This is a genomic window from Cupriavidus sp. GW823-FHT07A04 (assembly GCF_058794615.1).
This window is the reverse complement of record NZ_JBXAHA010000003.1, coordinates 184,672-205,055: the sequence shown is the minus strand read 5'-3', so window position 1 is coordinate 205,055 and position 20,384 is coordinate 184,672. Positions and strand designations below refer to the sequence as shown.

14 protein-coding genes are annotated in these 20,384 nt (G+C 65.9%); 9 read left to right on the top strand and 5 right to left on the bottom strand.

Annotated elements, in window-relative coordinates; translation table 11 throughout:
- Window positions 1–17 precede the first annotated feature (17 nt).
- The 4 genes from coaBC to AC1Q7Q_RS06675 all read right to left on the bottom strand — a co-directional run bounded on the left by coaBC (window position 18) and on the right by AC1Q7Q_RS06675 (window position 5,985).
- Window positions 18–1,214 (bottom strand): bifunctional phosphopantothenoylcysteine decarboxylase/phosphopantothenate--cysteine ligase CoaBC, encoded by a 1,197-nt coding sequence (gene coaBC, locus AC1Q7Q_RS06690; RefSeq protein ID WP_492373094.1) that lies wholly within the window; start codon window positions 1,212–1,214, stop codon window positions 18–20.
- Between the two features lie 193 nt (window positions 1,215–1,407).
- Complete coding sequence (lspA, locus tag AC1Q7Q_RS06685; RefSeq protein WP_492373093.1) at window positions 1,408–1,938, bottom strand: signal peptidase II; 531 nt, start codon at window positions 1,936–1,938, stop codon at window positions 1,408–1,410.
- A complete protein-coding gene (ileS, locus tag AC1Q7Q_RS06680) occupies window positions 1,938–4,829 on the bottom strand; it encodes an isoleucine--tRNA ligase (RefSeq protein ID WP_492373092.1) in 2,892 nt (963 codons plus the stop codon). The genes lspA and ileS overlap by 1 nt, the downstream gene beginning before the upstream one ends.
- A 148-nt stretch (window positions 4,830–4,977) precedes the next feature.
- Window positions 4,978–5,985: a bifunctional riboflavin kinase/FAD synthetase gene (locus AC1Q7Q_RS06675; RefSeq protein ID WP_492373091.1), complete on the bottom strand. Its 1,008-nt coding sequence runs from the start codon at window positions 5,983–5,985 to the stop codon at window positions 4,978–4,980.
- A gap of 188 nt (window positions 5,986–6,173) precedes the next feature.
- Between AC1Q7Q_RS06675 and AC1Q7Q_RS06670 the strand changes: the two genes are divergently transcribed.
- Complete coding sequence (locus AC1Q7Q_RS06670) at window positions 6,174–7,964, top strand: hybrid sensor histidine kinase/response regulator (RefSeq protein ID WP_309405990.1); 1,791 nt, start codon at window positions 6,174–6,176, stop codon at window positions 7,962–7,964.
- Between the two features lie 98 nt (window positions 7,965–8,062).
- On the opposite strand, the gene AC1Q7Q_RS06665 is transcribed toward AC1Q7Q_RS06670, so the two are convergent.
- Window positions 8,063–8,722: a response regulator gene (locus tag AC1Q7Q_RS06665; RefSeq protein WP_043349302.1), complete on the bottom strand. Its 660-nt coding sequence runs from the start codon at window positions 8,720–8,722 to the stop codon at window positions 8,063–8,065.
- Window positions 8,723–8,963: 241 nt separating this feature from the next.
- Between AC1Q7Q_RS06665 and purN the strand changes: the two genes are divergently transcribed.
- The 8 genes from purN (at window position 8,964) to nadC (ending at window position 20,333) form a co-directional block, all read left to right on the top strand.
- On the top strand, window positions 8,964–9,620 hold the full coding sequence (gene purN / locus AC1Q7Q_RS06660) for a phosphoribosylglycinamide formyltransferase (RefSeq protein ID WP_492373090.1): 657 nt from the start codon (window positions 8,964–8,966) through the stop codon (window positions 9,618–9,620).
- Window positions 9,617–11,023, top strand: a complete 1,407-nt coding sequence (locus tag AC1Q7Q_RS06655) for an RsmB/NOP family class I SAM-dependent RNA methyltransferase (RefSeq protein ID WP_043349297.1) — start codon at window positions 9,617–9,619, stop codon at window positions 11,021–11,023. Before purN ends, AC1Q7Q_RS06655 begins: the two co-directional genes overlap by 4 nt.
- A 607-nt stretch (window positions 11,024–11,630) precedes the next feature.
- Complete coding sequence (locus AC1Q7Q_RS06650; protein WP_492373089.1) at window positions 11,631–13,286, top strand: amino acid adenylation domain-containing protein; 1,656 nt, start codon at window positions 11,631–11,633, stop codon at window positions 13,284–13,286.
- Complete coding sequence (locus tag AC1Q7Q_RS06645) at window positions 13,283–14,989, top strand: alpha/beta hydrolase (RefSeq protein WP_492373088.1); 1,707 nt, start codon at window positions 13,283–13,285, stop codon at window positions 14,987–14,989. Before AC1Q7Q_RS06650 ends, AC1Q7Q_RS06645 begins: the two co-directional genes overlap by 4 nt.
- Before the next feature lie 137 nt (window positions 14,990–15,126).
- Window positions 15,127–16,530 carry a mechanosensitive ion channel family protein gene (locus tag AC1Q7Q_RS06640; RefSeq protein ID WP_492373087.1) on the top strand — a complete coding sequence of 468 codons (1,404 nt, stop codon included), beginning with the start codon at window positions 15,127–15,129 and terminating at the stop codon, window positions 16,528–16,530.
- 398 nt (window positions 16,531–16,928) lie between these two features.
- Window positions 16,929–18,119 carry a DesA family fatty acid desaturase gene (locus AC1Q7Q_RS06635; RefSeq protein ID WP_043349288.1) on the top strand — a complete coding sequence of 397 codons (1,191 nt, stop codon included), beginning with the start codon at window positions 16,929–16,931 and terminating at the stop codon, window positions 18,117–18,119.
- A 169-nt stretch (window positions 18,120–18,288) separates the two neighbouring features.
- Window positions 18,289–19,440 (top strand): quinolinate synthase NadA, encoded by a 1,152-nt coding sequence (gene nadA / locus AC1Q7Q_RS06630; RefSeq protein ID WP_492373086.1) that lies wholly within the window; start codon window positions 18,289–18,291, stop codon window positions 19,438–19,440.
- Window positions 19,437–20,333 (top strand): carboxylating nicotinate-nucleotide diphosphorylase, encoded by an 897-nt coding sequence (gene nadC / locus AC1Q7Q_RS06625; RefSeq protein WP_492373085.1) that lies wholly within the window; start codon window positions 19,437–19,439, stop codon window positions 20,331–20,333. Before nadA ends, nadC begins: the two co-directional genes overlap by 4 nt.
- Window positions 20,334–20,384: the final 51 nt, after the last annotated feature.

Genomic DNA, 20,384 nt, shown 5'->3' with positions numbered 1-20,384 from the left:
GGGCTGGGCGCGCGGATTCAACGGCGCGCGGGCAGGCGCTGGGCGATGGCCGCGACCAGGTCGCGCGCCAGCGTCAGCTTGTCGGCGCGCGGCAGGCGGGTCATGCCTTGGGCATCGAACAGCACGATCTCGTTGTCGTCCATGCCGAAAGTGTGGTGGCCGATATTGCCCACCAGCAGCGGCACGTTCTTGCGCTGGCGTTTTTGCTCGCCATATTGCTCGAGGTTTTCGCTCTCGGCGGCAAAGCCCACGCAATAGGGCGCGTTCGGCTTTGCGGCCACGGCAGCGAGGATGTCGGGGTTCTGCACGAAGTGCAGCGTCGGCGTGTCGCTATCGTTGGCCTTCTTCAGCTTCTGGCTGGCGACTTCGGCGGGCCGCCAGTCGGCCACGGCCGCAACCGCGATAAACACATCGGCGCCTGGCAAGCCCGCCATCACCGCATCGTGCATCTGCCGCGCGCTTTCCACGTCGGTGCGGGCCACGCCGCGCGGCGTGGGCTGGCCCGTCGGGCCGGCCACCAGCACTACGTCGGCGCCGGCCTCGCGGGCCGCGCGCGCGATGGCAAAGCCCATCTTGCCAGAGGAACGGTTGGTAATGCCGCGCACCGGGTCGATGGCTTCAAAGGTAGGCCCGGCCGTGATGACCACGCGCCGCCCGGCCAGCGGCTTGGGCTGGAAGAACGCGATGATGTCGGCAAGCAATTCCGATGGTTCCAGCATGCGGCCGTCACCGACTTCGCCGCACGCCTGGTCGCCGCTGCCGGGGCCCAGCAGGGTTACGCCGTCCTTGCGCAACTGCGCGGCGTTGCGCTGGGTGGCGGGGGCCTGCCACATCTGCAGGTTCATCGCCGGTGCCACCAGCAACGGACAGTTGCGGGCGATGCACAGGGTGGTCAGCAGGTCGTCGCACAGGCCGTGCGTCAGCTTGGCGAGGAAGTCGGTGGAGGCGGGCGCGACCAAGATGGCGTCGGCTTCGCGCGAGAGATCGATATGGGCCATGTTGTTGCCCACGCGCGCGTCCCATTGGGAGGTGAAGACCGTGCGCCCGGAGAGTGCCTGCATGGTCACCGGCGTGATGAACTGGGTGGCGCCTTCGGTCATGACCACCTGCACGGTGGCGCCGGCCTTGGTCAGCAGCCGGACCAGTTCGGCCGATTTATAGCAGGCGATGCCGCCGGTCAGGCCAAGGACGAGATGCTTGCCTCGCAGATCCATGGATATGCTCTTCGCTTGAAGTGGTTGTCCGGTTGTCGCGGCAGGCGGCAGCGCCTGCCGCCCCCCGTGCCGGAGAAACGTCAATAATACCGGCTTGCCCGCGCGCGCGTTGGCGGCGCCGCTATCCGGCCAGTCAGGCAGCACCATGAAAAACGCCCGCATGACGCGGGCGCGGTCGGAACGCTGGGTGGCCTCAGTGCCGGCGAACGCGGCGCAGTTCGTCCACGATCAGCAGCACAGCGCCCACCGTGATGGCGCAGTCCGCCACGTTGAAGGCCGGCCAGTGGTAGTTGCGCACATAGAAGTCGAGGAAGTCGACCACATGGCCGTACACCACGCGGTCCACCACATTGCCGATGGCGCCGCCAAGGATCAGCGAGATCGCGAAGCAGAACAGGCGTTGGCCGGTATGGCGGTACAGCATCCAGACGATGAACAGCCCCACCACCACGCCAAGGCCGGTGAAGAACCAGCGCTGCCAGCCGCCGGCATCCGCCAGGAAGCTGAAGGCGGCGCCCTTGTTATAGACCAGCACCAGGTTGAAGAAGCGCGTCACCGGACGGGATTCGCCATAGGCGAAGGTCCGCACGATGACGATCTTGAAGAACTGGTCCAGCACGATCACCAGCAGGGCGAACGCCATCCACAGTAGCGGGGTGGTGTTGCTGCCCTTGCTGCTGGCGCGTTTGGTGCCGCGCGCGGTGCGCGTGGTGGTGGCGGCCATCAGGCGTGGCTCCTATGTTCACCGGCGCCGAACAGGTTGCTGTCACAGCGGCCGCAAAGGGTGGGGTGGGCCGGGTCGCGGCCGACGTCGGCACGGTAGTGCCAGCAGCGCTCGCACTTGGCGTGCACCGACGGCGTCACGGTGACCAGCAGGTCGCCGGCTTCCGGCGCCGGGGCTACCTTGGCGGCGGAGGTCAGCAGCACGAAGCGCAGGTCGTCGGACAGGCTCTGCAGCGCGGCCAGCACGGGGCCACCGGCCTGGATGGTGACTTCGGCTTGCAGCGAGGAACCGATCTCGCCGTCCACGCGCACCGCTTCGAGCTGCTTGGTGACTTCGGCGCGGGCTTCGCGGATCACATGCCACTTCTGCAGCAGGTCGTCGGCCTGGTCGATCGCCGGCACGTCGTAGTAGGTGCTGGTGAAGATGGTGTCGGTGTGCTCGGTGCCATGGCCGAAGATCTGCCAGGCCTCCTCCGCCGTGAACGACAGGAACGGTGCCATCCAGTGCAGCATCGCCTGGGTGATGTGGTACACGGCGTTCTGCGCGGCGCGGCGTTCCTTCGAGTTGGCCGCGGTGGTGTAGAGGCGGTCCTTCAGCACGTCCAGGTAGAAGCCGCCCAGGTCTTCCGAGCAGAAGGTCTGCAGCTTGGCGACCACCGGGTGGAACTCGTAGCCGTCGTAGTGCGACAGGATTTCCTGTTGCAGGCGCCCGGTCAGGGCGACGGCGTAGCGGTCGATTTCCAGCCATTCCGACGCCGGCAGCGCGTGCTGCGCGTGGTCGTAGTCGGCCAGGTTGGCCAGCAGGAAGCGCAGTGTGTTGCGGATGCGGCGATAGCCTTCCACCACGCGCTTCAGGATTTCGTCGGAGATCGACAGCTCGCCGGAGTAGTCGGTCGAGGCCACCCACAGGCGGATGATCTCGGCGCCCATCTTGTTCGACACGTCCTGCGGCGACACCGTGTTGCCGACCGACTTCGACATCTTGCGGCCTTCGCCGTCCACCGTGAAGCCGTGGGTCAGCAGCGCCTTGTAGGGCGGCTTGCCATACAGCATCGAGGCGGTCAGCAGCGACGAATGGAACCAGCCGCGATGCTGGTCCGAGCCTTCCAGGTACAGGTCAGCCAGGCGGCCGTCGGGCAGGTCGGCCGATGCGTCGTACAGGTCTTCGCGGTGGGAGCCGCGGATCACGGTCCAGTGCGTGGTGCCGGAGTCGAACCAGACGTCGAGCGTGTCGCGGTTCTTCTCGTACATGGCGGCTTCTTCGCCCAGTAGTTCCTTGGGGTCGAGCGTCTGCCAGGCCTCGATGCCGTGCACTTCCACGCGCTTGGCGATTGCCTCGAGCAGCTCCGGCGTGCGCGGGTGCAGTGCGCCGGTTTCCTTGTGCAGGAAGAAGGCCATCGGCACGCCCCACTGGCGCTGGCGCGACAGGGTCCAGTCGGGCCGGTTGGCGATCATGTTGTGCAGGCGCTGCTTGCCCCACGCCGGGTAGAACTCGGTTGCCTCGATGCCGGCCAGCGCCGTTTCGCGCAGGGTCGGGCCGTTGGTGCCGTCCTCATTGACCGGATCCACGTCCATGCCCGCGAACCACTGCGAGGTGGCGCGGTAGATGATCGGCGTCTTGTGGCGCCAGCAGTGCATGTAGCTATGGGTGTACTTGTGCGAATTGAACAGGTTGCCCGAGGCCTTCAGCACTTCGACGATCTTGGGGTTGGCGTCCCAGATCTTCTGGCCGCCGAACAGCGGCAGCGTACTGGCATAGACGCCGTCGCCCATGACCGGGCTGATGATGTCCTTGTCGTTCATGCCGTGCGCCTTGCACGACTGGAAATCCTCCACGCCGTAGGCCGGCGCCGAGTGCACGATGCCGGTGCCGGTATCGGTGGTGACGTAGTCGCCCAGGTAGATCGGCGACAGGCGGTCGTAGCCCGCGTCCATCTTGGACAGCGGGTGGTGGAAGCGGATCTCCGACAGCGCTGCGCCGGTGGTGGTGGCCAGCACCTTGCCTTCCAGCTCGTAGACCTTGAGCTGCTCTTCGACGCGCTCGGTGGCCAGGATCAGGAAGCCGCGCGCGGTATCGACCAGCGCGTACTCGACTTCCGGATGCATGTTCAGCGCCTGGTTGGACGGGATGGTCCACGGCGTGGTGGTCCAGATCACGACCCAGCCCGGCTTGGCGGCGAGCTGCTCGGCCGGCAGCTTGAAGGCATGGGCCAGCTTGTCGGTCTCGGCGAAGGGGAAGCCCACGTCGATGGACAGATCGGTCTTGTCCTTGTACTCGACCTCGGCCTCGGCCAGCGCCGAGCCGCAGTCGAAGCACCAGTTCACTGGCTTCAGGCCGCGGAACACGTAGCCCTTTTCCATGATTTTGCTCAGCGCGCGCAGCTCGTCGGCTTCGTTGCTGTAGTTCATGGTCAGGTAGGGATGTTCCCAGTCACCCAGCACGCCCAGGCGCTCGAAGTCCAGCTTCTGGCGGGCGATCTGCTCGGTGGCATAGGTTCGGGCGCGCGATTGCACTTCCTGCACCGGCAGGCCCTTGCCGAACTGCTTTTCGATCTGGATCTCGATCGGCATGCCGTGGCAGTCCCAGCCCGGCACATAGACGGCGTCCAGCCCGGTCAGGCCGCGCGCCTTGACGATCATGTCCTTGAGGACCTTGTTGACCGCATGGCCGATGTGGATGTCACCGTTGGCGTACGGGGGGCCGTCGTGCAGGATGAACTTCTTGGCGCCCTTGCGAGCGGCCCGGATCTTCTTGTAGAGCTGCTTGTCCTGCCATTGCTTGACCCACAGCGGCTCGCGCTTGGGCAGGTCGCCGCGCATCGGGAAGGGCGTCTCGAGCAGGTTGACCGGGTACTTGCTTTTTTCGGGCTTGGCGCGTTTGTCGTTGGACATGTCGATTCTCGGGGCAATTCGGTTGGCGCGCGGCACTAGCTCGGCTGGGTGCGGGCGCGCGGTACGGCGTGGACCGGCTGCGGAGGGTGCCGCGGGCTGGCTTCGGGTTGGGGTAGCGACCCGGGTCCCGCCGCGCGGGAACGGGGCGCTAGCTAATTCGGTCGGTGGCGGAGGTGGCGAAGTCACGGCTGCCCGCGGCCGGGGGCGTGCCCTCGGGCGAGCCAGGCACGGTCAGGCCGAAGAAGGCGCGCGCGTCCGCGCTGTCCTTGGCAATGGCGGCGGTCAGCGCCTCCAGGCCATCGAAACGGGCTTCGTCGCGCAGCTTCTTCATGAACTCGACCCGCACCAGCTTGCCGTAGACGTTCTGACTGAAGTCGAACAGGTGCACTTCCAGCAGCACCCGGCCGGCATCTTCGATGGTCGGGCGCACGCCGATGCTGGCCACGCCCGGTATGGCGTGCTCCGCCAGCCCGTGTACCTGCACCACGAAGATGCCGCTGACTGCCGGCCGCTTGTGGGAAATACGCAGGTTGATGGTGGGGAAGCCCAGGTCGCGCCCGAGTTTGCGGCCGTGCACCACATGCCCGCTGATGGCATAGCCATGGCCAAGCAGGCGGCGCGCGTGTTCGAGATCACCATCGCCCAGCGCCTGCCGCACGGCGGAACTGGAGATGCGTACGCCGCCTTCGGAGACCGAGCCCATCTGCTCCACGTCGAAGCCGAATTGTGCGCCGGCCTGTTGCAGATAGGCGAAATCGCCGGCGCGCCTGGCACCAAAGCGGAAGTCGTCGCCGACCAGCAGCCAGCGCGTGTGCAGGCCATGCCAGAGCACGTTTTCGACGAATGCTTGCGGGGACTGCGCGGCGAAGTGTGCATTGAAGTGCTCGACGACGACACGGTCGACACCATTGCGGCGCAGGCTTTCCAGCTTGTCGCGCAGCAGCGCAATGCGCGTTGGCGCCTTTTCCGGCGTGAAGAATTCGCGCGGATGCGGCTCGAATGTCATCACGCATAGCGGTAGCCCGCGTGCATCCGCCGCAGCGCGCGCGCGGGCGAGCAGCGACTGGTGGCCGCGGTGCACACCGTCAAAATTGCCGATGGTGAGGGCGCAAGGCGCCCGGCTTTCGGCGTTGGGCAGGCCACGGAAGACTTTCACGAGGACGGCAACAAGCGTTTGGGTAAAGCGAGCATTATAAGGCGAATGGTGGACAAGTTTGGCCTGGCGGCGGTGGCCGGCATGCCCGGACTGGCGTTTTTGTGCACGGATCGACCCATCGCCGTGGCGTTGCGCCCCAAAAGGCGGCATGATACGGCGGATCGCACTCGCTGCCCCCCAGCCCTCCTTTGAACGCGCTGCTAAACCGAATCCTGCCGCCGCCAGGGCCTCCGCTCGATACCGAAACGCGGGCCAAGCTGCTGGCGACCATCCATCGCGTCTCCCCCACCGCCATCGTCGCCTCGGTGGTGCTTCCGGCTTTGACCGCGATCGCCTTCTGGTCGGCCGCCGACCATAGTGCCCTGGTGGGCTGGTGCGGCGTCATGCTGGTGTTGACCGCGGCCACCAGCTGGTTCTACTTCGGCTACCTGCGCGATTGCGCCACCATGAGCCGTTCGGCGCACACGCGCAAATGGTGGGCCAATATGCGCGCGATGGCCTTCCTGACCGGCCTGACCTGGGGCAGCTCCGCGCTGCTGCATCTCTATACCGGCTCCACCGTCTTTTCCAGCGTGCTGTACCTGCTGGCGCTTGGCGTGCTGGCGGGCGGCGTTACCGCGCAGTCGCCGGTGCCCTCCAACCTGGTCTACGCCGGTATCCCGATCCTGGTACCCAATATCCTGCTGGCCGAGTACGCTTTCCCGGGCCATGGCACTTATGTGCAATTGCTGCTGGTGGTCTACGCCATCATGCTCACGCGCCATGCGCTGAACCTGCAGCGCACGCTGGTGCGGGCCATCCAGCTGGAAAGCGACAGCCGCAGGCTGGCCAAGCAATTCCAGGAGGAGAAGGAGAGGGCGCTGCATGCCAGCGAGGAAAAGTCGCGCTTCCTGGCCGCCGCAAGCCATGACCTGCGCCAGCCGGTGCACGCGCTGGTGATGCTGGTGGAGGCGCTGCGCGCCCGCAACAAATCATCCTCGCTCCATCCGCTGGTGGAGCAGGTGGCCGCCGGCACCCAGACCATCGACCTGCTGTTCCGCTCGCTGCTGGACCTGTCCAAGCTCGAGGGCCGCAAGGTGCTGCCCACGCTGGAGCCGTGCGAGCTCAGCCACCTGATCAGCGAGGTCATGAGCCAATTCGCCGCCGACGCGCGAGAAAGCGGCCTGACCCTGACCCCGCGCGTGCCCGAAGAGCTGTACGCCATGGCTGAGCCGGTGCTGCTGCGCCGCGCGCTGTTCAACCTTGTGCAGAACGCCCTGCGCTATACCCGGCGCGGCGGCGTGCTGGTGACCGCGCGCGAGCGCCGCAAGCATATCCGCGTGGAGGTGTGGGACACCGGAGCCGGGATTACGCCCGAGCATCTTCCGGACATCTTCTCGCCGTATTACCAGGTGCACAACCCGCAGCGCGACCCGTCCCAGGGCCTGGGGCTCGGGCTGGCGATCTTCAAGGAATGCGTGCGGCTGATGCGCGGTACCTACGGCGTGCGCTCCGTGCCCGGCCGGGGATCGGTGTTCTGGTTCTCGCTGGCGCCGGTGGCGGCCGAGACCGTGGCGACCATCCGTACCGTGCGGGCCAACGCGCAGGCCGAGGATGCCAAGCCCGACCACCTGCGCGGCACCGTGCTGGTGGTCGACGACGACACCCAGATCCGCAAGGCATGGATTGCGCTAATGGAGGCGTGGGGCATCCAGGTTGCCTGCGCCGCGCACGGTGCGGATGCTGACCGCCTGTTCCTCCAGGGACTCAAGCCGGACATCATCTTCTGCGACCTGCGCCTGCCTGGCAGCGAAAACGGACTGGACCTGCTGGAGCGCTGGCAGAACACGCAGCCGCAGGCGCGCAGCGCGCTCTTGTCGGGCGACCTGAAATCCGCCGCGCTGGCAGCTGCCGAGGAGGCAGGCTACTTCGTGCTGCCCAAGCCGGTCGACCCGGCTGCACTGAGACTGTTGCTGCGGCGCTGGCTGCGGCCCGCCTGAGCGGCGAAGGCATAAAAAATGGGCCGGCGCATGACGCGCTGGCCCATTTTTTTGCCGCCTGCCCAATCAGAGTGAGCAGCTGGCGTCGCCAGCGCGCGTTACTGGCGCAGGCGGAATCGCTCCATGCGCGACATGACCTGCATGCGGGTGCGCACGCCGAGCCGCTGCAGGATGGCCGAGACGTGTTCCTTGACGGTGTTTTCCGTCAGGCCGAGCCGCCGCGCGATGACCTTGTTGGGCAGGCCCTCCAGCACCAGCGCCAGCACCGAGCCCTGGCGCGGGGTCAGGCCAAGTTCCGCCGGCGTGACCGGAATGCCGTGCGCCGGCCCGAAGGATTGAGCACGGCCATTGAGCGCTTCGTCCGACGGGAAGGAGGTGTCGCCTGCCAGCACCTTGCGCACGGCGGCGGTGAATGCGTTGGCGTCCAGGTGCTTGCCGACGAAGCCACAGGCGGCGAGCGCGCGCGCGCGGCCCACGATTTCAGGCGTGGCCTCGGCCGACATAAAAATAAAGCGAGCGGAAGGTACCAGTGTCTTGAGCGCCTGCATGGCGTCGAAGCCGGTACCATCGGTCAGCCAGATATCCAGCAGCACGATGTCAGGCCTGAGTCCTTGCTGCAAGGTATTCAACGCTTCTTTGGCGCTTCCGGCAGCATGGACGGCAACGTCGGGCATCACTTCCGCCAAAAACGCGGTAGTGCCAGACAAGGCCATAGGATGATCATCGACCACCAACAAGGTCGGTGCAGCGTTCGACATGCGATTTCCCGTCTAATTTCCCAGTTCGTCCTTGTTGTCACTTGAAGCCGTGTTAACGGACTGCGCGTGGACGATAGCAGCCACTCTAGCAGAGCGGGCGAGGCGTCACAATCCATCGGACGCGAGTTCACGTTGCGTATAGGCCATGCGAAATGGCGCTGCGGCGAGGGTTTCGCGTGTTTTAAGTGCCTAATGCGCTCGCTTTGGTCGTGTACTGGCCCCGGCTTGGTAGAATTGCGCGATGAAAAATATCGTTATCCTGATTTCCGGGCGAGGCTCCAACATGGAAGCCATCGTCAGCGCCTGCGCCGCCGAAGGCTGGCCGGCGCGCGTAGCGGCGGTCTTGTCCAACCGGCCAGACGCCGAAGGTCTGAAATTTGCCGCCGACCACGGCGTGGCTACCGGCGTGGTGGACCACACGCTATATGATGATCGCGCCACTTTTGACGCCGCGCTCGCCGCTGCCATCGACGCTTTCGCGCCGGACCTGGTGGTCCTGGCCGGTTTCATGCGCATCCTGACGCCGGGCTTCGTCGACAAGTACGCCGGGCGCATGCTGAATATCCATCCGTCGCTGCTGCCGTGCTTTCCGGGGCTGCATACGCACCGGCAAGCCATTGAGGCCGGCGTCAAGGTCCACGGCGCCAGCGTGCATTTCGTCACGCCCGAGCTCGATCACGGCCCGGTTATCGTCCAGGCTGCGCTTGACGTGCTGCCGGACGACACGCCCGAGAGCCTGGCCACGCGCCTGTTGCCGTGCGAACACGTTATCTACCCGCGCGCTGTGCGCTGGTTTGTCGAAGACCGGCTGCAAGTGCATGCCGGCGTAGTCCGGGTCGAACCACCCGAATCCCAGCTGTTTACGGCCTTTGCTGCCGCTACGGAGGTGCAGTCATGAGCCGCAATACCGCAGGGGCCCGCCAGCCCGTCCGCAACAAGAACAAAGACCACAAGGGCACGCCCATCCGCCTGTCGCGCTCGCGCGATGCGAACGACGGCCAGGCCCCGCAGCAAGGCCGCGGGCCGCATGGCGGGCTGCATGCCGTCCATATCCAGCATATCGACCGCCTGCTGGGCAAGGTGCTGATGTTCACGCGCCCGTCCGACGTGGTGGTGAGCTACTACTTCCGCGAGAACCCCAAGCTGGGCCATCGCGAGCGCGGCATCATCGCCGAAGCCGTGTTTGCCGTGCTGCGCCGCCGCGTGGAGTTTGCGCAGTTCGCCGCCAGCGGCACGGGTGCTTCGCAGCGCCGCCTGGCTCTGCTGGGCCTGGCCGCCACGCTGGGCCGCGACGTACTGACGCCGTTCTTGCTGCCGGAAGAGGGCGAATGGCTCGATCGCCTGACCACGATCGAGCGCTCCAGCCTGGCGCCGCGCGTGCGTGCCAACCTGCCCGAATGGCTGTTCGACCAACTGGCCGCGCGCCACGACGAAGCCTTTGTCGAAGCGCTGGGCGATGCCTGGCTGCGCCCGGCGCCGCTGGACCTGCGCGCCAACCTGGTCAAGACCACGCAGGAGGCCGCGCTGGCCGAACTGACCGCCGCGGGGCTGAAGGCCGAGTTGACGCCGATGGCGCCGTCCGGCATCCGCCTGGCCGGCAAGCCGGCGCTCAACCAGCTGCCGCTGTTCGTCAACGGCCTGGTCGAAGTGCAGGATGAAGGCAGCCAGCTGCTGTGCAACCTGGTCGCGCCCAAGCGCGGCGAGATGGTGGTCGATTTCTGCGCGGGCGCGGGCGGCAAGACGCTCGCCCTGGGTGCGCTGATGCGCTCCACCGGCCGCCTCTACGCATTCGACGTGTCCGAGAAGCGCCTGTCCAACCTCAAGCCGCGCCTGGCGCGCAGCGGGTTGTCCAACGTGCACCCCGTGCTGATCGACTCCGAGCACGACGCCAAGATCAAGCGCCTGGCTGGCAAGATCGACCGCGTGCTGGTGGATGCGCCTTGCAGCGGCCTGGGCACGCTGCGGCGCAATCCGGACCTGAAGTGGCGCCAGTCGCCGCAATCGGTGCTGGAGCTGACCGTCAAGCAGGCGGCCATTCTCGAATCCGCCGCACGCTTGGTGAAGGTGGGCGGACGCGTGGTCTACGCAACCTGCAGCGTGCTGGAGGCCGAGAACGAAGGCATCGTGCGCGGTTTCCTGGCCTCGCACCCGGCCTTCCGCCTGGTGCCCGCCGCACAAGTGCTGGCCGAGCAAAAGATCACGGTGCCCGGCTTGCCGGAAGATGCCGAGATGCTGGCGCTTTACCCGCACCTGCACCAGACCGACGGCTTCTTCGCCGCCGTGCTGGAGCGCGTCAGCTAACGCCGGATCCGTCAGGCGGCTGCGCCGGGGAAGCATCCCCGTGGTGCCGGCCGACTGGCGGCTTTTTCGCGCCGGGGCCGTTCGGCCCCAGCCGCCTTTCCCGTTATCTCTTTCTCCCTTTCTTTTTCCATCCACGAGCCCCTGCCGTCACGCAATGCGCCTGCGCCGCTCTGCCTGCACGCACGCCGCCAGTGTGTCCGGTGTGTGTCGATACGCAGGTCTTGATGGACTAAGCCTTCTGGGCGGCTCCTCATCCTTTGTGGCGCGCGTCGGCGCGGGGAAACCGGCCATGCATGCTGCAAGCGCGAGGCTGGCCGGCGCATACCCGCTCCCGGCTACGTGAAGGCCGCCATCGTAGAGCGCAGTCCGCCTCCATTCGCATCCCCCATTCGCACGAATGGAAAAAGATCTTAAGTTCAATACATTTAAGGCAGTGCAACTTGTCTTGTTGGGCAATGCAGCCTAAGTTGGCAAGACAACGTGCGCCAGGCAAGTACAACGGCGCGCGACCGTGCAGGGTGGGTCGGCGCCGGCACAACTTTCGGGCGGGGTTTCAGAACGCGCCGGTCCCGCAACGGGGGGGCGGCGCGCTCGGTTGGGAGGCGGGATGTTGCATTCATTCTTCTTCGATACGGCTGCACGGCAGCCCGGCGACCACGCCTTGTGGGTCGACGGACGCTTTTACACTTACGAGCAACTGCGCGCACGCGCGTGCTGCGTGAGTGGTGCGCTGGCGGCGTATGCAGGGGGCGGGAGCCGCAACTGCGTCCTGTTTGCGCACCGCAGCGTCTCAGCGTACGCCGGCCTGCTCGGCGTGCTTGCGGCGGGCATGGCCTATGTGCCGTTGCACCCCAGATTCCCGTCGGCACGCAACGCCGCCATCGTCGGGCGCTCGGGCGCGCGGGTGATGCTGGTCGATCGTGCATGCGCACCGCAGCTTGAGGCGTTGATGCCGTTGTTGCCCCCGGATTTGCACATCGTCATGCTGGATCCGGAGTCGTCGCCGGCAACCGGATGTCCGGGCGGCAGCGCGCGCTTCGCCCCGCTGCCGCCCGCGCCTTTCGTGCATGACCCGCCTGGCCAGCTTGCCGTCGTCTCGGGAGACGACCTTGCCTACCTGATCTTCACCTCCGGCACCAGCGGGCCGCCCAAGGGCGTGATGATCCCGCATGCCAGCGCCGTGGCTTATGTCAGCGCGCAGATGCAGCGCTTTCCATGCGAGCCCGGTGCGCGCTTCAGCCAGTTCGCCGATCTCACCTTCGATTTCTCGGTGCACGACATGCACGTCTGCTGGGCAAACGGGGGCTGCCTTTATGTGCCCGCGCTCCAAGACCCGCTTTACCTGGCCGGTTTTATCCAGGAGCACAGGATTACCCATTGGGCCAGCGTGCCCTCCGTGCTGGCGCTGATGCAGCAGTTTCGCAAGCTCACGCCCTGCGCGTTTCCCAGCGTACGAATGACCTTGATGGGGGGCGAGGCCTTGCCCAAGACGCTGGCGCGGGCGTGGTCGCGGGCGGCGCCGAACACCCGCATCGTCAACGGGTATGGACCCACCGAGGCGACGGTGATCATGCTCACCTTCGAGCTGAGCGATGCGTTTCTTGCCGATGCGTCGCGCCCTGCGGTGCCGCTCGGAAAGCCATATCCCGGCGTCGAGCTGATGGTCGTCGACGATGCGCTTGCGCCGGTGCCGCCCGGCGCGCAGGGTGAACTGCTGATCGGCGGCGCGCAGCTTGCCAAGGGCTATCTCGGTGCCAACCCGCTCGACGCGCAGCGCTTCTTTACCCGCGCCTATCCCGAGCGGGCGTGCAGCCGTTGGTACCGCACCGGCGATGCTGTGGCCGAATCCCCCGACGGCTTGCTCTATCACGGCCGCATCGACATGCAGGTGAAGATTCGCGGCAACCGCGTGGAATTGCAGGAGATCGAGCAGGTGGTGCAGGCTGCCAGCGGCAGCGCGCAGTGCGCCGTGCTGGCGTGGCCACTGGATAGCGCCGGCAAGCCGATGGGGCTGGTCGCCTTTGTGCAGGCATCGGGCGACGCCTCGCTGGGCGAACTCGGTGCGCGCATGGCGCGGATCCGGCAGGCGTGCAGGCAGAGCCTGCCGGTCTACGCGCAGCCGGATCGCATTGTCTGCCTCGAGGGCCTTCCCGTGAACGTGAACGGCAAGATCGATCGCGGCCAGTTGCAGGCGCGCTGCGAGTACCTGGCCGTTGGTGCTGGGGGCGCACGGCAGGCGAGCCGCAAGGCGTTTGCGCCATGACGCCGCTGCATTTCGACGGATGTTTTGGCTGGTACCACCCGGCCCAGGGTCAGCGCGCGGTGCTGCTGTGCAATGCGATCGGGCATGAAGCCCTGTGGACGCATGCCGGCCTGGCGCGGCTGGCGGAGCGGCTCGCGGCCCAGGGCGTGTCCGTGCTCAGGTTCGACTATCCCGGCACCGGTGACTCCGCCGACCTCGAACATGCCGACGCGCCGGGTGCGTCCTGTGTCGACGCCTGGCTTGCCGGGATCGATGCCGCTGGCAAGTTGCTCAGGCGCTTGTCCGGTGCCCGGGAGCTCGTGCTGCTGGGCGTGCGCGGGGGCGCCTCGCTGGCGGCACTGGCCGCCGGGCGCGGCGTGGCCGGGCGGCGCGTCGATGCGCTGGTGCTGCTTGCGCCCGTGGCGAGCGGCAGGATGCTGGTGCGGGAGATGAAGATGATCGCGCAGACCTGGCGCTCGCTTGCTTGCCGCGCTGTGGAGCCGGGGCCGGCGCCTGGTGCTGGCCAGCAATCGGGCATGGACATCCTGGGCATCCATTTCACCGATGCCGCGATCGATGGCCTTGGCGGCATCGACCTGCTCAATGCGCCTTGCGCCCCCGCCCCGCAAATCCTGATCGCGGGCGGTGAGCCTCAGATGGCCCCGCTGGCGCGCCACTACGGCACGCTGGGCGCGCAGGTGCGGGTGGTGCCTTTCCCTGACCTGATCGACTGGCTGCAGGATCCGTTGCATGGCACGCCACCGGATGCGACCTTCGCGGAGGTGGCCGGCTGGATTGCCGATCTGGGGTCAGCGGCGCCAGTTGGCGAGCCAGCCCCGGGCGGCCGCGCGATGGCGGCAGGGACTGCTTCGTGCCTGCGCGCCGGCGAGTGGGTGGAAATGCCGGTGCGCTTTGGCCAGGGCCTGTTCGGCATGTTGTGCGAGCCGCTCGGGCCGCGCATCGAGCGGCCGGCTGTGCTGATCAACAACTCCGGCGGCACGCATCACGTCGGTGCTGGCCGTTGCGGGGTCATGCTGGCGCGCCGGCTGGCGGCACGCGGTGTTGCCTCGTTTCGCATCGATGTGCGGGGCATCGGGGATGCTTCCGTTGGCGCGCAGGCCATCGCCGGGGTGCCGGCCGATCCGGAGGGGTACCGCGATGCCGTCGCCGCTTGCGACTGGCTGCTTGCCCACGGTCATCGCGAGGTGGTGGCCTTCGGCGTGAGCTACGGCGCCAATGTGAGTCTGCACGCCGCTGGCGCGCACCCGGGCCTGGTGGGCGCCGTGCTGGTCAACCTGCAGCGCTTGTTGCGCCGGGAGACCTTCACCCGGCCCCGGTGGCTGATCCATGGCCGCAGCGCACCCACGGCAGAAGAGGGCGTGCCTGGCATCAACGCGGCATCGGTCCTGCCCAAGCCTGCCGTGCACGAGCAGCGGGAGATCGAGGGCTTGCTCCAGTCGCTCGACGCACGCGGCACGGCCCTGCGCCTGCTGTTCGGCCCGGACGATCCCGGGCCTTTCGAACTGGCGCGGTTCTTCGGGCCGACGCTGGCCGGCCTCGCCGGCTTCTCGCAGTTACAGATCGAGACCATCGATGGCCTGGACCACGGCATGCTGAACCCGCCCGGGCGGGCGCGGGTGATCGACTATTGCGTCGACCTGCTATGCGGCCCCTTGCATCCCGGGGCGGACCTGCGGCTGACCGTGCTCGGCCTCGGCGTATAGGCCCGCTTGCCCGGCAAGCCCGGCGCCAATCCTGCGCCGTGCGGAGCAGGGCGGCTAGAATGGTCATGCAGTGTCCCGCTTACCTTGCCAGGGGCCGCCGATCCTGACCGGATGGACCCTGCCAGCCACGGCAGAGCATGAACCCCATTTCCCTGAACGAACTCCATGTTGCGCATCCGGCCTTTGGCAAGATGCTCGATGATCTGATCCGCGACGCGGGTGGCCCTGGCTTCATCTGGCAGTTGGCGGTGCTTGCCGCTTGCCTGGCGGTGGCCTGGCCATTGGCCAGGTTGATCGTCAAGCGCCTCGAAGCCCGCTACGCCGGATCCAGCTTCTCCCTGCGTTTCGCCGCCGCCAGCCTGGAACGCGCCATGTTCCCGTTGTTCGGCTGGCTGCTGGTGATGGGTGCGCGCTTCGGGCTGGAGCCGATGATGTCCATCAGCGTGCTACGGCTCGCATTGGTACCCCTTTCGGGCATTACCTTCCTGTATTTCGCCTTCTACATCCTGCGCCGGGTTATGTCGGGCAATGGCCAGTTGCAGGGCATGCTGCTACTGGTCGAAAAAGTGCTGACGACCCTGGTTTGGGCGGCGATGGCGCTTTATGTGCTGGGTTTGCTGTGGGATGTGGTGCAATGGATGGACGACGTCCGCTTTTCGCTGGGCGGCAAGCAGAAGATCAGCCTGGCGGACACGCTGGTGGCCATCGTCTGGATCCTGGTCACCGTGCTGGTGGCGATGTGGTTCGGCTCATGGCTGGAAGAGCGCCTGATGCGCTCGACCGGGCTGGACAGCAACCTGAAGGTGGTTCTGAGCCGGATTTCCAAGGCGCTGCTGCTGCTCGTGTCCCTGTTGCTGAGCCTGTCGCTGGTCGGCATCGATCTTACCGTGCTGTCGGTGTTCGGCGGCGCGCTGGGCGTTGGCCTGGGGCTGGGCTTGCAAAAGATTGCCAGCAACTACATCTCCGGATTCATCATCCTGCTGGACCGCTCGGTCAAGCTGGGCGACCAGATCACCGTCGACAAGTACACGGGGATCGTTTCGCAGATCCGGACGCGGTACACCGTGGTGCGCAACGGCGATGGCGAAACCCTGGTGCCGAACGAACAACTGGTGGCGCAGGCGGTGCAGAACCATTCGTTCTCCAATACCCATGTGCGCGTGGCGACACGTGTACAGGCCGATTACGCGGCAGATCCCGAAACGGTGCTCGCCTTGCTGGTTGAGGCCGCCCAAGATATCCCGCGTCTGATGGCGCAGCCGGGTCCGTCGGCATTTCTGGTGTTGTTCGGCGACAATGGCATCGAATACGAGCTTGCCGGCTATATCGCCGATCCTCAGAATGGTAAGCTGGGCGTGCAATCAGCGATGAACCGCGCGATATGGCGGAAGTTCAAGGAGCATGGCATCTCGATCCCGTATCCGCAGCGAGAGGTGCGAGTGCTGGGGAAAGTGGAAGTCGACGGCCATGGTGGGCCTGTGAAAGAAGTGCAAGAGGCACTTATCAATTTGCCGGGCGTCCCCGGCGCATCGGCATCCTGAACGTTCACGGGGCGTTTAGGCCACCTTATGGAACAATCCGTGTTGCTTAGCGTCAAACTGAGGGAAAAAGCGGATGTCCGTGCGATGCGGTTCCGGTAGAATCCAGGGTAGTTGCGGGTTCATTCGAAAAGCACGTCTCGTTCGGGTGAGTTTGTTCGACCTCCCGCCCCACACCAGACAGCCGCCAGATTGCAGCGGCTCGTGTCCAGTCCGCCGGCAGGCAGCAGTTTTGCCCATGGCGCCAGGCGCGCGTGCCTTGGGGGCTCCGGCGAATGCCGGGGTTTCAGGCAGGCGCCGTATGACGCAATCATTGAATTTGCAGTCCTTTTTCTGCACCTTGTTTGCGGCTCGCCCGGCGCGCCGCACTGAATGCCCCTGTTTAATCGACGGAGAACAGTTTGTTCGACACTATTCTTGACTGGGCCGCTAATGGCCTCGCCAACTGGTCCTGGTGGGAGATTGTGATCTACACCCTCGTGGTGACGCACATCACCATTGCGGGCGTAACCATCTACCTGCACCGCTGCATGGCGCACCGGTCGCTGGACCTGCACCCTATCGTTTCGCATTTCTTCCGTGGCTGGCTGTGGCTGACCACCGGCATGGTCACCAAAGAGTGGACTGCCATTCACCGCAAGCACCACGCCAAGTGCGAGACCGAAGACGATCCCCACAGCCCGCAGACCCGCGGCATCCGCAAGGTGCTGCTGGAAGGCGCGGAACTGTATCGCGCCGAGTCCAAGAACAAGGAAACCATCACCAAGTTCGGTCATGGCACGCCTGACGACTGGGTCGAGCGCAATGTCTACTCGCGCTTTGGCTGGCAAGGCGTTGGCCTGATGCTGATCATCGACGTCGCCCTGTTCGGCGTGATCGGCCTGAGCGTGTGGGCCGTGCAGATGCTGTGGATCCCGATCCACGCCGCCGGCATCATCAATGGCCTGGGCCACTGGTGGGGCTATCGCAATTACGATTGCGAGGACGCTTCGACCAATGTCTCGCCGTGGGGCATCATCATCGGTGGCGAAGAACTGCACAACAACCACCACACCTACCCGACGTCGGCCAAGTTCTCGATCAAGTGGTACGAGTTCGACATCGGCTGGGGCTACATCCGCGCCATGCAGGCTGTTGGCCTGGCCAAGGTCAAGAAGACCCCGCCGAAGGCGCGCCTGGTGGATGCCCGCCCGGTTGACCACAACACGCTGGAAGCCATCATTGCCAATCGCTATGATGTGATGGCACGCTATGCCAAGGCGGTCAAGAGCGCCTACAAGCAGGAACTGGAAAAGCTGAAGGAAGCCCGCGTGGCCGAGTACAGCAGCTTCAAGCCGGCGCGCAAGTGGTTCCACCGCGAAGAAGCCAAGCTGGCCGATCCGCAGCGCCAGCAACTGGCCAGCATCGTGGAGCAGAACAAGTCGCTGCATACCTTCGTGGAAATGCGCCGCGAGTTGGCCGCGATCTGGGGCCGCTCCAACCTGACGCGCGAACAGCTGCTGGCGCAGCTGCAGGCCTGGTGCCATCGCGCCGAGGCTAGCGGCATCCAGGCACTGCACGATTTCTCGCTGCGCCTGCGCCGTTATGCCTGATGCGGGCTGATGCCCGAGCTGGCGTGGCCTGATACAATTTAGATCGCCCAAAAGCCCCGCCTCTGGCGGGGCTTTTGTTTTCGCTAAACTCCCCCAATGTCAGGGCCAGCAGCGACAAGCGGATACCAAGCGGAATTCCGAGGCATGCTGTCCAAGAGGAGTATCGGAGATGACCCCCCAAACGATCAAAGCCGTCGAGTTCGAAAAGCCGAACCTCTCGATGGAGTCCCCCGAAGGCGGCAGCTGTGTCGCCCACGCCTGGGCCAAAGTGCCTCCTGTGCTGTCGGCACAGGAGCGCACGGCACTCAAAGCGCGCATCAAGACCCTGCTGAAAGAACGCAATGCGGTGCTTGTCGCGCACTATTACGTTGATTCCGACCTGCAGGACCTGGCCGAGGAAACTGGCGGCTGCGTGTCGGACTCGCTGGAGATGGCGCGCTTTGGCCGCGATCATCCGGCCAAGACGCTGGTGGTGGCGGGGGTCCGCTTCATGGGCGAGACCGCAAAGATCCTCAGCCCGGAAAAGACCGTGCTGATGCCCGACCTGGACGCAACCTGCTCGCTCGACCTGGGCTGCCCGTCCGACGAGTTCGCCGCGTTCTGCGACGCGCATCCCGATCGCACGGTGGTGGTCTATGCCAACACCAGCGCCGCCGTGAAGGCGCGCGCCGACTGGATGGTGACCTCGAGCATTGGCCTGAAGATTGTCGAGCACCTGCACGCGCGGGGCGAAAAGATCCTGTGGGCCCCGGACAAGCACCTGGGCGGCTATATCCAGAAGCAGACCGGCGCCGACATGCTCTTGTGGCAGGGTTCCTGCCTGGTGCATGACGAGTTCAAGGGCATCGAGCTTGACCTGCTGCGCCGGGAGTTTCCCAATGCCAAGATTCTGGTGCATCCGGAGTCGCCGGCCAATGTGGTCGAGCAGGCCGATGTGGTGGGCTCGACTTCGCAGCTGATCGCGGCGGTAAAGGAGTTGGACGCGCGCGAGTTCATCGTCGCGACCGACAACGGCATCCTGCACAAGATGCGCCTGGCCGCGCCCGACAAACATTTCATCGAAGCCCCCACTGCCGGCAACAGCGCGACCTGCAAGAGTTGCGCGCACTGCCCCTGGATGGCGATGAACGCACTGACCAATCTGGCTGAAGTGCTGGAGAAGGGTCATAACGAAATCCATGTCGACGCGGATATCGGCCGCCAGGCCGTGACCTGCATCGACCGCATGCTCGACTTCGCCGCGCAGCAGAAGGCCAATGTGCGGCCCAAGGCCGACCTGGCCAGCGAGCAGGCCTTGTTCAAGGGAATCGGCCCGGCATGAGCAGCAATCCAAATGTGAATTCCGTGAATTCGAACGTCAACGCTATTTTCGACAGCTATGGCCCGGCGCTCGCCGAGGCGCTCCAGGCCAATGTCAGCACCGCCATTGCCGAAGATGTCGGCGGCGGCGACCTGACCGGCATGCTGGTGCCTGCCGGCAAGCCGGCGCGGGCACGCGTGATCGTGCGCGAGCAAGCTGTGCTGTGCGGCCAGCCGTGGTTCGAGGCGTGCATGCGCGCGGTCGATCCCACGCTGCAGGTTGTCTGGAAGCAGGCCGAGGGTGCCCGCATGGCGCCGGACTCGGTGGTCTGCGAGATCACCGGTCCGGCTCGTTCGCTGCTGACCGCGGAGCGGCCGTCGCTGAATTTCCTGCAGTTGTTGTCCGGCGTGGCGACCGCCACGCGCCGCTATGCCGACCTGGTCGACGGTACCCGGGCGCGCGTGCTCGATACCCGCAAGACGTTGCCGGGCCTGCGCCTGGCGCAGAAGTACGCGGTCAGGGTCGGTGGTGGCGACAACCAGCGCCTGGCGTTGTACGACGGCATCCTGATCAAGGAAAACCACATCGCCGCCGCCGGCAGCATCACCGCCGCCATGCAGGCAGCGGCCGCGCTGGATGCTGGTGTGTCGGTCCAGGTCGAGGTGGAAAGTCTGGCCGAGTTGGAAGAGGCATTGGCGGCTGGCGCGAAATCGATCCTGATCGATAATTTTACCGAGACGATGATGCGCGATGCCGTGCGTATCAATGCCGGGCGTGCGTTGCTGGAAGTCTCGGGCGGGGTCAATGCCGATACGATCCGTGCTTTCGCCGAGACGGGCGTAGACCGGATCTCGGTGGGGGCGCTGACCAAGGATGTGCGCGCGACGGACTATTCGTTGCGCATCATCGAATAAGCGGGGTTGGTCAGAGCATGAAAAAAGCGCGCCTTGGGCGCGCTTTTTTCA

Coding starts and splice junctions, on each gene's coding strand:
- AC1Q7Q_RS06640 (WP_492373087.1), top strand. CDS start 15,127: ATGAACCCCATTTCCCTGAACGAACTCCATGTTGCGCATCCGGCCTTT.
- AC1Q7Q_RS06655 (WP_043349297.1), top strand. CDS start 9,617: ATGAGCCGCAATACCGCAGGGGCCCGCCAGCCCGTCCGCAACAAGAAC.
- nadA (WP_492373086.1), top strand. CDS start 18,289: ATGACCCCCCAAACGATCAAAGCCGTCGAGTTCGAAAAGCCGAACCTC.
- AC1Q7Q_RS06650 (WP_492373089.1), top strand. CDS start 11,631: ATGTTGCATTCATTCTTCTTCGATACGGCTGCACGGCAGCCCGGCGAC.
- lspA (WP_492373093.1), bottom strand. CDS start 1,938: ATGGCCGCCACCACCACGCGCACCGCGCGCGGCACCAAACGCGCCAGC.
- purN (WP_492373090.1), top strand. CDS start 8,964: ATGAAAAATATCGTTATCCTGATTTCCGGGCGAGGCTCCAACATGGAA.
- coaBC (WP_492373094.1), bottom strand. CDS start 1,214: ATGGATCTGCGAGGCAAGCATCTCGTCCTTGGCCTGACCGGCGGCATC.
- AC1Q7Q_RS06665 (WP_043349302.1), bottom strand. CDS start 8,722: ATGTCGAACGCTGCACCGACCTTGTTGGTGGTCGATGATCATCCTATG.
- AC1Q7Q_RS06645 (WP_492373088.1), top strand. CDS start 13,283: ATGACGCCGCTGCATTTCGACGGATGTTTTGGCTGGTACCACCCGGCC.
- ileS (WP_492373092.1), bottom strand. CDS start 4,829: ATGTCCAACGACAAACGCGCCAAGCCCGAAAAAAGCAAGTACCCGGTC.
- nadC (WP_492373085.1), top strand. CDS start 19,437: ATGAGCAGCAATCCAAATGTGAATTCCGTGAATTCGAACGTCAACGCT.